Here is a 14,854-nt window from a genome sequence, read left to right as displayed (position 1 = left end):
TTCCGATGAGCCAGCCCACCCGCCGTCTGACCACCGCTCAGGCACTGGTGCAGTTCCTGTCCGCGCAGTACACCGAGCGCGACGGCGCGCGCCACCGGCTCATCGCCGGCATCTGGGGCATCTTCGGCCACGGCAATGTCGCCGGGATCGGCCAGGCGCTGCTGGAGGCCGGTGAGGACGCCATGCCCTTCCACCAGGGCCGCAACGAGCAGGCGATGGTGCACGCCGCTGTCGGCTACGCCCGTCAGCTGGGCAGGCTGTCCGCGCAGGCGGTCACCACCTCCATCGGCCCGGGCGCCACCAACCTCGTCACCGGTGCCGCGCTGGCCACCATCAACCGCCTGCCCGTCCTGCTGCTGCCCGGTGACTACTTCGCCGCGCGTCCGGCCGACCCCCTGCTCCAGCAGCTGGAACACCCCGGGCAGGCGGATGTGTCGGTGAACGACACGCTGCGCCCGGTCTCCCGGTACTTCGACCGGATCACCCGCCCGGAGATGCTGATCCCGTCCGCGCTGGGCGCCATGCGGGTGCTGTCCGACCCGGCCGAGACCGGTGCGGTCACCCTCGCCCTGCCGCAGGACGTGCAGGCGGAGGCGTACGACTGGCCGGAGGAGTTCTTCGCCGCGCGCGTCTGGCATGTACGCCGCCCAGCGCCCGACCCCGCGGAGCTGGCGGAGGCGGTGCGCGCGATCCGTGCCGCCCGCCGTCCGCTGATCGTGGCGGGCGGCGGCGTCCATCACAGCGGCGCCGAGGACGCGTTGAAGGCCCTGGCCGACGCCACCGGCATCCCGGTCGGCTCCACCCAGGCGGGCAAGGGGTCCCTGCGTCACGACCACCCGGCCGACCTCGGCGGCATCGGCCACACCGGCACCGCCGTCTGCGACGACATCGCCCGTACCGCCGATCTGGTGATCGGCGTCGGCACCCGCTACAGCGACTTCACCACGGCCTCGAACACGCTGTTCACGAACCCGGACGTACGGTTCGTCAACCTCAACATCACCGCCTTCGACGCCCACAAGATGGCCGCGCGCACCCTGGTGGCCGACGCGCGAGCGGGCCTCGCGGCACTCGCCGAGGGCCTGGCCGGTCACCGGGTGGAGGAGGCGTACGAGGCCGAGTACCGCGCGGGCAAGGAGCGCTGGGACCGGGTGGTGGAGGCCGCCTACCGCGCGGGGGACGACAACGCCGTGCCGACGCAGACCCAGGTGCTCGGCGCTCTGGACTCCGTCGTCGGCGACGACGACGTGGTGATCAACGCGGCCGGTTCGCTCCCCGGCGATCTGCACAAACTCTGGCGGGCCCGCTCGCCGCGCCAGTACCACGTCGAGTACGGCTACTCCTGCATGGGCTACGAGATCCCGGCCGGGATCGGCGTCCAGCAGGCCGCGCCCGGCTCACCGGTGTGGTCCCTGGTCGGGGACGGCACCTATCTGATGATGCCGACCGAGATCGTCACCGCCGTGCAGGAGGGCCTGCCCGTCAACCTGGTCCTGCTCCAGAACCACGGCTACGCCTCCATCGGAGGCCTGTCCGAGCAGACCGGCGGCGAACGCTTCGGCACCGCCTACCGCTACCGCGTCCAGCGGCCCGACGGTACGAAGTCCGGGCCGGGCGCGTTCACCGGGGCCCCGCTCCCGGTGGACCTGGCCGCCAACGCCGCGAGCCTCGGCATGGACGTGATCCGTGCCAAGACCGTACGGGAGCTGCGTGACGCGCTGGCCGAGGCGCGCGCCTCGGACCGCCCCACCTGCGTGTACATCGAGACCGATCCGACGCCGACCGCTCCCCCGGCCGAGGCGTGGTGGGACGTGCCCGTCGCACAGGTCGCCTCCCGGGCCTCCGCTCGGTCGGCCCGCGCCAGGTACGACGGTCACGCCGCCCAGCGGCGGCGCCATCTCTGAGCGGTCAGCGCACGGCGAAAAGCGCGCGCCGGTAGCGCACGCCGGGGCGCCCGCCGACGACGGTGTCCCCCATGACCTGAAAGCCCGTGCGTGCGAGGACGGCCATGGACGCCGGGTTGTCGAGCGTGGTTCTCGCGGTGAGTTCGGCGAGCCCGTACTCCAAGGCGGCGAGACGGCACACCCCTTCCACCGCGGCAGTCGCCACACCCCGGCCCGTGGCCCGCTCGGCGATCCGGTAGCCGAGTTCCGCGGACCCGTCCTCGGCGTCCACGAGATTGACGCGTCCGACCAGGTCACCCCGGTCGGACATGACCACGTGGAAATGGCACACTCCCGCGTCCTGCTCATCGAGCAGGGCCCTGTGGCGGGAGGCGAACTCGGCGAAGTAGGCGTCCCCTCGGTCCGGCACCGTCCTCGCGAAGTACGCCCGGTTCTCCCGCTCGAACTCCAGCAACGCCCGTGCGTGATCGGCCCGGAGGCGCTCCAGTCTCACCATGGGCGCGATCGTACGAACCGGCCACGGCTCCGGCCACGGAATAACCGGCGCTCTCCGCCGGGAAGCACGACCGTCGGCCGGACCGGGACGTGGCCGGACGTCGGCTCGATCCGGCCCGAACCCGGTTCTCAGTCCTCGTGGCCCAGTTGGAGGTCCCGCTCCGTGCGCCCGCCGCCCGCGACCTGGAGCACCGTCGCAACCGGCGGATAGCCTGCCGCGATCACCGTGTACTCGCCGGACGACAGATCGACGAACCGGAACGTTCCGTCCGCCCCCGTCGTGAGCGTGTCGACGACATTGCCCGCGGCGTCGAGCAGGGTGACCCGCGCGTCCTCCACCGGCCGCCCGTCGCCCGCGCGCACGGTGCCGCGCAGCACCGCGCCGCCCGCGAGCTCGACGTCCTGCCGGGTCTCGCGCGATGCCTGCACGCTGACCGGCAGTGCGGCGGGACGGAACGCGGGCGCGCTGGCGGCGAGCGTGTACTCCCCCGCCACCAGTTCGGTGATGACGTAGCCCCCTTCACGTCCGCTGCGGGTGCTCGCCACCACCTCCCCGTGCACATTGGTGAGCGTGACGGCGGCGTCGCGCACGGGGGTGCCGTCGGCCGTGAGCACGCTCCCGGCCAGCCGCCCCGCCCCGCCGAGTACCACGTCCAGTTCGACCGGCCGTTCTCCCACGGTCACGGAGACGGCCTGCGGCTGATGGCCCCCGGCCGCGGCGATCAGCACATACGAGCCCGAACCGGGCGTGGACAGCGCGTACCGTCCGTCCTCACCGCTGGCTCCGCGCCCGATCTGTACGCCCGCGACATCGATCAGCGTGAGCGCGGCACGTGGTACGACGGTGCCGTCGGGGTGCTGGACCGTGCCGCAGACGGGCACTCCGGCGGCGTACGGAGAACGCGAGTGCGGAACCTGGGCCGTCGTGGGCGGGCACTCGGCGGGAACGGCGTTGTGGGACACCAGTGGTTTCTCCTTGAGGAAGACGGCGAAGAGCAGGCCGAGGACGAGTACCGGTACGAGATAGAGGAAGATCCTCGGCATCGCCTCGGCGTATGCCGCGATGTACGCGTCGCGCTGCGTGGGGGGCAGCGCGTGGACGAGCTGCGGGGTGATGGACTCGGGGTCGGGCAGGCCTACGCCCGCGCGCGGCGGCAGGTGCCGGGCCAGGGCGTCCGAGAGACGGCCCGAGAACAGGGTGCCGAAGACGGCGGCGCCGACGCTGCCGCCGATCTGCCGGAAGTAGTTGTTGGCACTGGTGGCGGTGCCGAGGTCGGAGGGGCGCACGGAGTTCTGCACGGCCAGGACCAGTACCGGCATCACCATGCCGATGCCGGTACCGAGGACGGCCATCCAGATGCTGTACTGCCACCTCGGTGTGCCGGTGCCGAGCCGGGACAGCAGCCACATGCCGACCGACGACACGGCCGCGCCGAGCATCGGGAAGTGCCTGTAGCGGCCGGTGCGGCTGATGAGCTGTCCGCTGATGACGGAGGCGCCGACGATCCCGGCCATCATCGGCAGCATCAGCAGCCCGGACCCGGTCGCGCTCGCCCCGTCGACCATCTGCAGGAAGGTGGGCAGATAGCTGGCGGCGCCGAACAGGGCGACGCCGATGACCAGTCCGACCAGCGAGGAGACGTTGAAGACGGAGTCCCTGAACAGTCGCAGCGGGATGAGGGGTTCGACGGCGAACTTCTCGACGACCAGGAAGAGCGCGATCGCGAGGGCCGCGCCGGCGCCGAGTCCCAGGACGACGCGGGAGCTCCAGGCGTACTCCGTGCCGCCCCAACTGGTGAGCAGCACCAGGCAGGTGGAGGCCGCGGCCAGCAGCAAAGTGCCGAGCACGTCGAGACGGGCCTTGGCCACGGGCCTGGGCAGTCTCAGCACGGCGGTGACGACGGCGAGGGTGAGCAGGCCGAAGGGCACATTGATGTAGAAACACCAGCGCCAGGAGATGTGGTCGGTGAAGTAGCCGCCGAGGAGGGGTCCGGCGACGGACGCGAGGCCGAAAGCGGCGCCGATGATGCCCATGTACCGGCCGCGTTCGCGGGGCGGGACGATGTCCCCGATGATCGCCTGAACACCGATCATCAGGCCGCCCGCGCCCACGCCCTGGACGGCGCGGAAAGCGATCATCTGGTCCATGCTCTGGGCCCGGCCGGCAAGCGCCGAGCCGATGACGAAGACCGCGATCGCGAACTGGAAGACGCCCTTGCGGCCGAAGAGGTCACCGCACTTGCCGTAGACCGGCAGGCCCACGGTGGAGGTGAGCAGGTACGCGGTGATCGCCCAGGGCATCCGGTCCAGACCGTGGAGTTCACCTACGATCTTCGGGAGCGCGGTGGCCACGATCATCTGGTCCAGCGCGGCGAGAAGCAGCGCCAGCATGAGCCCGACGAAGACCAGACGCACCCGGCGCGGGGCGAGCGCCGCCGGGGCCCCCGGGGTCTTCGGAGCCCCGGTGTCCGTCGCAGCGCGGGGCGTGTCCGCGGCCACGGGCCGCATGGCCCGCTCGCTGTCCACGTCCACCGCAGTGATCCCGCCCACGTACCGCTCCCCTCGTCTCGTCCGCGCCGCCCATTTCTCGCATTGCACGACAACTGGGTTCAAGCGCGGCGAGTCGGCAACTGGAGGGGCCGAACGGGGGTATCCGCCGGTGGGACGCCCTACGGCGTACAGCCGCGTCGCACGGAGAACCACCCGAAACGGTGAGCGGAGAGATCGCCCGGAGGACGGTCCGCATGCACTCCGGGGGCTTGAGGCGGAGGGTTCACGCCCCCGGAGCGCAGGGGTGATGGCGAGGCACCCCGGGGCACCTCGACCGGGAGGACGGGGCGCTCACGGACCCGTGCCGCAAGCGCCCGGCGTCACTTCTCCACGTGGGCGGCCAGCTCGGCGAGCACCGCGTCGTAGATCCGGCCGAGCCCCTTGGGGGCGAAGGTCTTCTCGAAGAAGCCGCCGATGCCGCCGGCACCCTTCCAGGTGGTGGTCACCACGACCCGGGACCTGCCCTCACCGGCGGGCGTGACCCTCCAGGTGGTGACCATGCTGGAGTTGCGGTCCTTCTCCACGAGTTCGCCGTCGGTCGGCTCGCTCACCTCCAGCAGGCAGTCACGGACGCGCTTGCTGGTGGCCTGGAGCTTCCAGTGGACGAGGGTGCCCTGTCCGTCACCGCCCTCACGCACCTCGTACTCGCTGAAGTGCTCGGACAGCAGATTCGGACGGGTGCCGCTGTAGTCGGCGAGAGCGTCGAACACCGTCTCCGGGTCCGCCGCGATGATCCGCTCCGTCGTGGCCTCGACCTGCGCCATGACTTCCTCTTCCTGTACAGGTGATGGGTGGCGTGCGCCATCCCATCACACCCGGGACACGGCGCATGACGCGGTATCCGCTCCGGCGTGCGCGCCGGGGCCGGACAGCACTCACCGCCTGCGCAGTTCCGGCAGGCCCGCGAGGCATTCCTCGAAGAAGGCGAGGGCGCGCAGATGGTACGAACGCGCCGCCCAGCCGAGGCTGATGTTGTGTCCGGCGTCGGGCTGGTGCTCGACACGGACGAGGGGTGCCGAGGTCAGCCGGGCGGTGAGTTCGGCGATGTCCTGCTCTCCGTGCAGCCACCATCCCTCGTGCTCTGCGAAGGTCAGCCGGACGGGGATACGGACATTGGGCGCCAGTTCGTCGAAGATGCCGGGCCAGCGGACGACCTCGTCCGCCTCCCGCTCCGGCATGGGTGCCACCACGGCGCCGATCGAGCGGAAGGTGTCCGGCGGGTACAGCCGCAGCGGCCCCCAGGTGCGCCGCCTGTCGGAGCCTTGCCGGATCCGGGGCAGTTCGGCCGGTTCGACGCCGTAGCGGTGTCCGCAGCCCGACACGTCGAGGGCGAGCAGACCGGGGGCGCGCGCGGCCGTCACCAGGGCGAGTTTGCCGCCGTACGAGTGCGCCAGCAGAAAGAACCCTCTTCCCGTGGCGTGCCGCGCGGCGAACCGCTCCATGACCGCCTGGAGCACTTCGGACTGCTCGGCGAGGGTCAGCCCGCCGGGCAGCTGCCGCGCGGACAGGCCGTAGCCGGGGCGGTCGACGGCGAGCACAGTGAATCCGAGGCGGGCGCCGAGGGTCAGCAGGGAGAGATCGGGGTGCGCCTGCCCGTCGAAGTAACCCGCCGTCATGCCGCCGCCGTGCACGGCGATCACGACAGCCCGTGGTCGCCGGCCCCTCGGCTCGGCCAGGAGACACGAAAGGCTCAGGCCCGCGGCCTCCAGGGTGACGCGTCGTACGCCCGCGGACAGCACCCGGGACGGGGTCGGCTGGTGCACCACATTGTGTTGCATACGTCTGTTATGTCGCATGAGTCGGCATGGGGGCACTGGACGCGCCGACCGCCGGTGCGATGAACACACCGCTCGGAGCAGGTAATCGAACTGTCAATCGGATTCACATCGCGATCAAGGGAACGCATGTTCTATTCTGGCTCCAGTGCTACCGAGGAGGCGCCCATGCGCTGGGACCATCTGGCCGAGTACCCCGCCGCGGCCCGCAACGCCGCACTGTTCGACGCGGACACGGTCACCACCCGCACCTTCGACACTCCGGAGTTCCACGGCATCACGTTCCACGAGGTCCGGGCCCGCTCGATCGTGAACCGGGTGCCGGGCGCCTCCCGTATGCCGTTCGAATGGACGGTCAACCCCTACCGTGGGTGCACCCATGCATGCGTGTACTGCTTCGCGCGCAAGACGCACAGCTACCTGGACCTCGACACGGGCCTCGGCTTCGACAGCCAGATCGTGGTGAAGGTCAACGCGCCGGAACTGCTGCGCGCTCATCTCGGCTCGCGCCGCTGGCACGGCGAGCACATCGCGATGGGCACCAACGTCGACTGCTACCAGCGCGCCGAGGGCCGCTACCGGCTGATGCCGGGCATCATCTCGGCCCTGCGCGACCACGCGAACCCCTTCTCGATCCTGACCAAGGGCACGTTGATCCTGCGCGACCTCGACCTGTTGAAGCAGGCCTCTGAGGTCACCGACGTGGGCATCTCCGTCTCCGTCGGCTTCACCGACCAGGAGCTGTGGCGCACCGTCGAACCGGGCACCCCGGCGCCGCAGCGACGCTTGGACGTCGTGAGCGCCCTGGGCGAGCACGGGATCGGCTGCGGGGTCCTGATGGCTCCGGTGATCCCGTTCCTCGGCGACGACCCCGCCCAACTGCGCGCCACCGTACGGGCGATCGCCGCCGCCGGGGCCACCTCGGTGACCCCGCTGGTGCTGCATCTGCGGCCGGGTGCGCGCGAATGGTTCATGGCCTGGCTCGAACACCGGCACCCCTACCTCGTACGCCGTTACGAGCGGCTCTACGCGGACGGGGCGTACGCCCCGAAGTGGTACCAGCGCCGGATCACCCGTCAGGTTCACGAACTGGCCCAGGAGTACGGCATCGGGCCCACCCGCCCGGGCATGCCGCGCAGGCTCCCGGAGCCCGGGCCCCCGTCACCCGAGCCGGCGCTGGGGACCGGACCGACCCAACTCTCGCTTCTCTGAGGGGCCCGGGCATGGCCGCGCGCGGCTGTTCAGCGCTTCTTGGACCCCGGGTAGTCCGGGTCGTCCTCGGCGGACGGCAGCGGGGACGTCGAGTCGTCCCACCGGTTGACCCAGCCGCAGACCGTGCAGGAGAACCGGTTGTTCAGGCCCTCCACGATGGCTCCGCAGCCGGAGCAGGTGGTGCGGGTGAAGGGAAGGTCATGCGGCGTCGGCACGGCAGCAGCGTACCGCCGCGGAGGGAGCATCCGAGGGCTTCCCACGCCCCAATCGGGTCAAGTCCGGCCCGTGCGCCCACTTTCGGGTTGATCTTTCCGGGACGATGCGCTGGGACCCGGTACCCGCGGTCCGAATCCCTCCGTCCTGGGAGGACCTGATATGAGAAAACGCGTAACCGCGCTGTTCGGCGCCGCCATCACGGTGGCCGGGATGCTGGCCGCCGTCCCGGCCGACGCCAGCGCAGCGCACTCCGCGACCACCGCACCAGCGGCACAACCCGCCTGGAAACAGTGCGGCACGGCCGCCTATCCGACGCTCCAGTGCGCGTCCGTGGCGGTGCCGCTCGACTACTCGCACCCTGAGGGCCAGCAGATCACGCTGGCGCTGTCCCGAGTCCCGCACACCGCCCCGGCCTACCAGGGACCGCTGCTGGTCAACCCCGGCGGCCCCGGCGGAAGCGGCCTGAACCTCGCCGGATTCGTCGCGTCCGCGCTGCCCAAGGACGTGGCTGCGCAGTACGACGTGATCGGCTTCGACCCGCGGGGCGTGGGCAAGAGCACGCCCGCGCTGAACTGCAAGCCCGGGCACTTCAACCCCGTCCGCCCCGACTCCGTGCCCCTCCTCCCCTCCCTGGAGAGTGCCAACCTCGAACGGGTCGCCTCCTTCGCCGAGGCGTGCGCCACCAAGTACGCGAGCGTGCTGCCGTACATCAACACCATCAGTGCCGTGCGCGACATGGACGCGATCCGGCAGGCGCTGGACGCGCCGAAGATGAACTACTTCGGCTACTCGTACGGCACCTATCTGGGAGCCGTCTACGCGAAGTTGTTCCCTCATCGGGTACGCCGCCTGGTGCTCGACTCCATCGTCGATCCGACGGGCGTCTGGTACAACGACAACATCCAGCAGGACTACGCGTTCAACGACCGCCATCTGGCGTTCCTCGCCTGGGTCGCCAAACACGACTCGACGTACAGACTGGGCACCGACCCGGCCCGGGTCGAGGCCGAGTGGTACGCGATGCGGTCCGCGCTGTCCAAGGATCCGGCGCAGAACAAGGTGGGCGCCTCCGAACTGGACGACACCTTCATCCCCGGCGGCTACTACAACGGCTACTGGCCAAGGCTGGCCTCGGCGTTCGCGGCGTACGTGAACGACCACAACCCCGCTCCGCTGGTCGCCGCGTACGAGAAGATCGGCGCGGTCGACGCCGCGGGCGAAAACGGCTACAGCATCTACACCGCGGTGCAGTGCCGCGACGCCGCGTGGCCACGCAACTGGGCCCGTTGGCGCGCGGACACCTGGGCGGTGTACACCAAGGCACCGTTCATGGCATGGAACAACGCCTGGTACAACGCGCCGTGCGCCTTCTGGCAGCAGGCCCCGCTACAGCCCGTGGACATCTCCAACCGCGCGCTGCCGCCGACGCTGCTGTTCCAGGCCACCAACGACGCGGCGACACCGTACGAGGGCGGCGTGACGGTCCATCATCTGCTGAGCGGCTCCAGCCTGGTGGTCGAGGAGGGCGGCGGCAACCACGGCATCACGCTGAGCGGCAACGCCTGCCTGGACCGCTATCTGGCCGACTACCTCGGCAAGGGCACCGTGCCGCACAGCGGCGGTGACATCGACGCGGTGTGCCAGAAGATGCCCGACCCGGAACCGGAGAACACCAGGGCGGCCTCCGCCCCGGAACACGGTTCGACACTGCACGGGCTGCTCGGCTCCCGGGGGTAGGCGTCCCTCCGGAGCCCGTCGCGCCAGGCCTGTCGGGGGCGTTGTCACACCCGTGGTCCACCATGGGCACATGAGTGAACCGACCAGGATCCCCGCCCCCGACGGGGTCGCCCCCGCCGCCGCGTACACGCACGTCGTGGTGGGCAGCGGGCGGTTCGTCGCGGTCTCCGGCCAGCTCGCCCTCGACGAGGACGGCAAGCTCGTCGGCGACAACGACCCTGCCGCACAGGCACGGCAGGTCTTCGAGAACCTGCGTCGCTGTCTGGCCTCCGCCGGAGCCACCTTCGGCCATGTGGTCAAACTGACCTTCTTCGTCACGGACATGGCGCACATGCCGGCGATCCGCGCGGCCCGCGCCGAACACATACCGGACGACCGGCTGCCCGCCGCCTCCGCCGTACAGGTGGCGGCGCTGGTCCGCCCGGAGTTCCTGATGGAGATCGAGGCGTACGCGGTGCTGCCGGAATAACCCATGGCCCGTTGCTCCGCCCCCGACTACCGTGTCGCCATGAACGGGCCGCTCCGCATCCGGGACATGACCCTTGCCGACTGCCGAAGGGTCAGCGAGCTTCGCATCCGCGGGTGGCGGGCGGCCTACCGGGGACTGGTGCCCCGGCCGTACCTCGACGCGCTCGACGTGGACGCGGACGCCGAGCGGCGACGCGCCCGTTTCGCCAGGGGCGACGGCAGTGTGGTGAACCTGGTGGCGGAGCGGGACGGTGTGCTCGCCGGCTGGGCGGCGCACGGGCCGTACCGGGACGGCGGCCTGCGCACCACGGACGGCGAGTTGTACGCGATCTATGTGTCCCCCGATCTGTTCGGGGCCGGCATCGGACACGCCCTGCTCACCGAGGCGGTACGGCAGTGCGCGGCGGCGGGACATGAACGGATGTTCCTCTGGGTGTTCAAGGAGAACGCGGGCGCCCGGCGTTTCTACGAACGCGCCGGGTTCCGGGCCGACGGCGCGGAGGAACCGTTCGAGGCGGACGGGGTCGCCGTGCCCGAGGTGCGCTACGGGGCGGCGCTGCCGCTTCCCGCTGACGCCTCACCGCTGACCTCTCACCGCTGACGCCTCTACCGCTGGCCGGGGATGCATGCCAGAGCGCGCACCGCCGCCTGTGCGAGCACCGGATGCGCGAGGGCCTCGTTGAGCACGGGTCCGGCCCGGCCGTCCCCGAGCACACCGAGACCTTCCACACAGGCGAGCGCCACCCTGCGGTAGGGATCGTGGGGCCGCAGCCTGCGCTGGAGGGTGACGATCAGCGCGGGTACCGCCTCAGGGGCGCGCAGTTCGACGAGCAGGCGCACGGGGTGGAGGGCGTAGGCGACGCGCAGTTCGTTCGTGGCGAGAGCCGCCGCCGCGCGGGCGGTGCGCGGATCGCCGAGCCGGGCCAGGGCGTGGGCGGCGGAGGCACAGCGCTGCGGCTCGCGGTGGTTGAGCAGGAGCACGAGCGCCTCGAACGAGCGGCGGTCTCCCGCGGTGCCCAGGCGGAAGGCGGCCATCTCGCGGGCCCACAGCGGCTGTCCGGGTTCCGTCAGGACGGCGGCCAGTGCGTCGAGGTCTTCGGTTGCCGACAGCCGCTCGAACGCCGGGGAGTCACCGGACTCCGTCCGGATACGCTCCGTCAAGGATCGCAACGCTTCGTCCATGGGACGAGGGTAGGGGCCCGCGAGGTGCGCTGCAGCCGCGTACGCATCTCGGTGGGGATGTGGATCACAGACGCGGGACTGGCGCGCTCGTTACTCGCGGGTTAAGCTCAATCGAGCGAGTTACCCACTCGCGAGACCCGTGGCGGCCTGGTGACGCAGCCGTCGCGGAGTGCCGGCCGCTCCCTCGGGGCAGTGGCGGCACTGGTCGGTTCGGTACCTCGTGTACCTCAGTACGACCCGGCTCCGGGACAGGGCCGGTCGGAAACATCGTTCCCGGGCGTGTGCTCGCCCGCGGACGACGCCGGGCGTGTGCGTTCATCAGCCCGGCAGACACCCGCACCTACCGCTCCTTCCGCACCGTGTGCGCCTCCAGGCGCATCCGGGCGCGCTCCTCAGTCGTCACCCTCATTTCTGGAGTCCGCGATGGCCACTCCCCTGTCCGACACCCCTCTGTCCCCGATCAAGACCGTCGCCGTCGTCGGCCTCGGCACCATGGGCACCGGTATCGCCGAGGTCCTGACCCGGGCCGGCCGCGTGGTCGTCGGCATCGACGTCGACGAGGCCGCCGCCTCCCACGCCGTCGCCGCCCTGGAGGCCGCCACCGCCCGCGCCGTCAGCCGGGGGCGGCTGACCGAGCAGGAGCGCGAGGAAGCCCTCGCCCGCTTCCGCACCTTCACCGACCTCCAGGCCGCGGCCGACGCCGACCTCGTCATCGAGGTGGTCCCGGAGTCGTACGAGATCAAGCAGCAGGTGTTCGCCACCCTCGACGGGATCGTGCGCCCGGACACCATCGTCGCCACGGGCACCAACGCCCTGTCCGTCACCCGGCTCGCGGCCGACTCGGCCCGCCCCGAGCGGGTCCTCGGGCTGCACTTCTTCAATCCGGCGCCGGCCATGAAGCTGGTCGAGGTCGTCTCGTCCGTGCTGACCGCGCCCGCGGCCGTCACCGCCGTCACCAACCTCGCCCTGGACCTGGGCAAGGAGCCCGTCGCGGTGGGCGACCGCCCCGGATTCGTCGCGGACGGCCTGCTGTTCGGCTACCTCAACCAGGCCGCCGCGATGTACGAGGCCAAGTACGCCTCGCGCGAGGACATCGACGCCGCGATGAAGCTCGGCTGCGGGCTGCCCATGGGCCCGCTCGCCCTGCTCGACCTGATCGGCATCGACACCGCGCGTACGGTCATGGAGGCCATGTACGCCGCCTCCCACGACCGTCTGCACGCCCCCGCGCCCATCCTCAGGCAGCTCAGCGAGGCGGGCCTGACCGGCCGCAAGTCGGGGCGCGGCTTCTACACGTACGAGGCTCCGGGCAGCCCGACGGTCGTGCGGGACGCGCTGACGCCCCTGGAGGACGCCACCCTGGCCCAGGGCCGCACGGTCCGCTCCGTCGGCGTCGCCGGTTCCGGCACCATGGCGTCCGGGATCGTGGAGGTCTTCGCCAAGGCCGGGTTCGACGTCGTCCTCGCCGCCCGCAGCGAGGAGAAGGCCCAGGCCGCCAAGGCCAGGATCGGCAAGTCGCTGGCGCGCTCGGTCGACAAGGGCCGGATGACGGCCGAGGCCGCCGCGCAGACGCTCGACCGCATCCGGCCGACGGGCACGTACGACGACTTCGCCGATGTCGACCTGGCGCTGGAGGCCGTCGCCGAGGACCTGGAGATCAAGCAGCAGCTGTTCGCCACGTTCGACAAGGTCTGCAAGCCGGGCGCGATCCTCGCGACCACCACCTCCTCGCTGCCCGTCGTCGCCTGCGCCCGCGCCACCTCGCGTCCGCAGGACGTGATCGGCATGCACTTCTTCAACCCGGCGCCCGCCATGAAGCTGGTCGAGGTGGTCCGCACGGTGCTCACCGCCGACGATGTGCACGCGACGGTCCGTGAGCTGTGCACGAAGGTCAGGAAGCACCCGGTGGACTGCGGTGACCGCGCCGGGTTCATCGTGAACGCGCTGCTGTTCCCGTACCTCAACAACGCGATCAAGATGGTGCAGGAGCACTACGCGACGCTCGACGACATCGACGCCGCGATGAAGCTGGGCGGCGGCTACCCGATGGGTCCGTTCGAACTGCTCGACGTCGTCGGCCTGGATGTTTCGCTGGCCATCGAGAAGGTGCTCCACCGGGAGTTCCGCGACCCGGGCCTGGCCCCCGCGCCGCTCCTGGAACACCTGGTGGCCGCGGGCTGCCTCGGCCGCAAGACCGGCCGCGGCTTCCGCGAATATGCCAAGCGCTGACCCGCACGGCGACCGGCTGGCAGACGGCGCCGACTGGGGCGGACTGCTCGATCCGGCCGGTGACCCCCCGCCCTCCTGGGGCGGGGGTGACCCGGGACGTGCGCATCATGCCGCGCATATGCAGTACGTTCGGTTCATGCCCCAGCCCGCCAAGTCCTCACGTACCCCAGCCACGGCCGACACACCGGAGAGCGCCGCAGGCGGTCGTGCCGCCGCCCAGCGGCTCAAGATGCGCCGGGAACTGGCGGCGGCGGCGATGGAACTGTTCGCCAAGAAAGGGTACGAGGCGACCACCGTCGACGAGATCGCGGCAGCCGCCGGGGTCGCCCGGCGCACGTTCTTCCGCCACTTCCGCTCCAAGGAAGAGGCGATCTTCCCCGACCACGACGACACCCTGGTGAGGGCCGAGGCGGTACTCAATGCCGCGCCCGCGCACGAGCATCCGCTGGACACCGTGTGCCGCGGCATCAAAGAGGTCATGCGGATGTACGCGGCCCGGCCGGAGATCTCCGTGCAGCGCTACAAGCTGACACGGGAGGTGCCGACGCTGCGCGAGGCCGAGATCGCCTCGGTCGCCCGCTACGAGCGGCTTTTCACGCGCTATCTGCTCGGTCACTTCGACGAGCACGCGCACGACGACGACGCCAACGACGATCCCCTGCTCGCGGAGGTCGCCGCCTCGGCGGTCGTCACCGCGCACAACCACGTCCTGCGCCGCTGGCTGAGGGCCGGCGGACACGGGGATGTGGAGTCCCAGCTGGACCACGCCTTCGCGATCGTGCGCAAGACGTTCGGCAGCGGCATCGGGGCCGGGCGCGGCCCCGCGCCCCACACCGCTCCGGCGGCCGTGACCACACATGGCGACGTGCTGGTGACCGTGGCGAGGACGGACGCTCCGCTCGACGAGGTGATGCGGACCATCGAGCAGGTCCTCAAGGAACGTTACTGAGCGTCCGGCCAAGTCCCTCAAGGAGATTCACCGTCTGTTCGCCTCCCCAAGCCGTCCGGATCCCGCACTACGGGCCGGCGGCGGCACACGATGCCGCCGCCGGCCCGTAGTGCGTTTCGGTTTCTCCCGTTCTGGAC

The 14,854-nt window shown here is 71.1% G+C and carries 13 protein-coding genes; 7 read left to right on the top strand and 6 right to left on the bottom strand.

Features of this window, described 5'->3' with window-relative positions; genetic code table 11:
* Positions 1 to 5: 5 nt before the first annotated feature.
* Positions 6 to 1,904: a 3D-(3,5/4)-trihydroxycyclohexane-1,2-dione acylhydrolase (decyclizing) gene (iolD, locus tag ABZ845_RS17990; protein WP_360980144.1), complete on the top strand. Its 1,899-nt coding sequence runs from the start codon at positions 6 to 8 to the stop codon at positions 1,902 to 1,904.
* A 4-nt stretch (positions 1,905 to 1,908) separates the two neighbouring features.
* On the opposite strand, the gene ABZ845_RS17985 is transcribed toward iolD, so the two are convergent.
* The 4 genes from ABZ845_RS17985 to ABZ845_RS17970 form a co-directional block, all read right to left on the bottom strand.
* Entirely contained in the window at positions 1,909 to 2,400 is a 492-nt protein-coding gene (locus ABZ845_RS17985) for a GNAT family N-acetyltransferase (RefSeq protein ID WP_360980141.1), read from the bottom strand.
* Positions 2,401 to 2,528: 128 nt separating this feature from the next.
* Positions 2,529 to 4,907 (bottom strand): MFS transporter, encoded by a 2,379-nt coding sequence (locus ABZ845_RS17980; RefSeq protein WP_360980312.1) that lies wholly within the window; start codon positions 4,905 to 4,907, stop codon positions 2,529 to 2,531.
* Between the two features lie 362 nt (positions 4,908 to 5,269).
* Positions 5,270 to 5,713, bottom strand: coding sequence for an SRPBCC family protein (locus ABZ845_RS17975; RefSeq protein WP_360980138.1), 444 nt, complete (start codon positions 5,711 to 5,713; stop codon positions 5,270 to 5,272).
* Positions 5,714 to 5,824: 111 nt separating this feature from the next.
* Positions 5,825 to 6,727, bottom strand: coding sequence for an alpha/beta hydrolase family protein (locus ABZ845_RS17970; RefSeq protein WP_360980135.1), 903 nt, complete (start codon positions 6,725 to 6,727; stop codon positions 5,825 to 5,827).
* Between the two features lie 165 nt (positions 6,728 to 6,892).
* On the opposite strand from ABZ845_RS17970, the gene ABZ845_RS17965 reads away from it, so the two are divergent.
* A complete protein-coding gene (locus ABZ845_RS17965) occupies positions 6,893 to 7,936 on the top strand; it encodes an Rv2578c family radical SAM protein (protein ID WP_360980132.1) in 1,044 nt (347 codons plus the stop codon).
* A 29-nt stretch (positions 7,937 to 7,965) separates the two neighbouring features.
* On the opposite strand, the gene ABZ845_RS17960 is transcribed toward ABZ845_RS17965, so the two are convergent.
* A complete protein-coding gene (locus tag ABZ845_RS17960; protein ID WP_360980129.1) occupies positions 7,966 to 8,151 on the bottom strand; it encodes a hypothetical protein in 186 nt (61 codons plus the stop codon).
* A gap of 160 nt (positions 8,152 to 8,311) precedes the next feature.
* Here ABZ845_RS17960 and ABZ845_RS17955 point away from each other — a divergent pair, with 160 nt between their 5' ends.
* From ABZ845_RS17955 to ABZ845_RS17945, 3 genes are all read left to right on the top strand, one after another.
* The gene (locus ABZ845_RS17955) at positions 8,312 to 9,889 is read left to right on the top strand and encodes an alpha/beta hydrolase (RefSeq protein WP_360980126.1); all 1,578 of its coding nucleotides are present in this window, start codon (positions 8,312 to 8,314) and stop codon (positions 9,887 to 9,889) included.
* 70 nt (positions 9,890 to 9,959) lie between these two features.
* Positions 9,960 to 10,358, top strand: a complete 399-nt coding sequence (locus ABZ845_RS17950; RefSeq protein ID WP_360980123.1) for a RidA family protein — start codon at positions 9,960 to 9,962, stop codon at positions 10,356 to 10,358.
* Between the two features lie 39 nt (positions 10,359 to 10,397).
* Positions 10,398 to 10,958 (top strand): GNAT family N-acetyltransferase, encoded by a 561-nt coding sequence (locus ABZ845_RS17945; RefSeq protein WP_360980120.1) that lies wholly within the window; start codon positions 10,398 to 10,400, stop codon positions 10,956 to 10,958.
* Between the two features lie 5 nt (positions 10,959 to 10,963).
* Here ABZ845_RS17945 and ABZ845_RS17940 read toward each other — a convergent pair whose 3' ends face one another.
* Positions 10,964 to 11,539: an adenylosuccinate lyase gene (locus ABZ845_RS17940; protein ID WP_360980117.1), complete on the bottom strand. Its 576-nt coding sequence runs from the start codon at positions 11,537 to 11,539 to the stop codon at positions 10,964 to 10,966.
* 423 nt (positions 11,540 to 11,962) lie between these two features.
* Here ABZ845_RS17940 and ABZ845_RS17935 point away from each other — a divergent pair, with 423 nt between their 5' ends.
* Positions 11,963 to 13,768 (top strand): 3-hydroxybutyryl-CoA dehydrogenase, encoded by a 1,806-nt coding sequence (locus tag ABZ845_RS17935; protein WP_360980114.1) that lies wholly within the window; start codon positions 11,963 to 11,965, stop codon positions 13,766 to 13,768.
* Between the two features lie 136 nt (positions 13,769 to 13,904).
* Positions 13,905 to 14,717 carry a TetR family transcriptional regulator gene (locus tag ABZ845_RS17930; RefSeq protein WP_360980111.1) on the top strand — a complete coding sequence of 271 codons (813 nt, stop codon included), beginning with the start codon at positions 13,905 to 13,907 and terminating at the stop codon, positions 14,715 to 14,717.
* Positions 14,718 to 14,854: the final 137 nt, after the last annotated feature.

This window comes from Streptomyces sp. NPDC047022 (genome assembly GCF_040644155.1).
Classification (GTDB): Bacteria; Actinomycetota; Actinomycetes; order Streptomycetales; family Streptomycetaceae; genus Streptomyces.
This window is presented reverse-complemented; position numbering and strand designations above follow the sequence as displayed.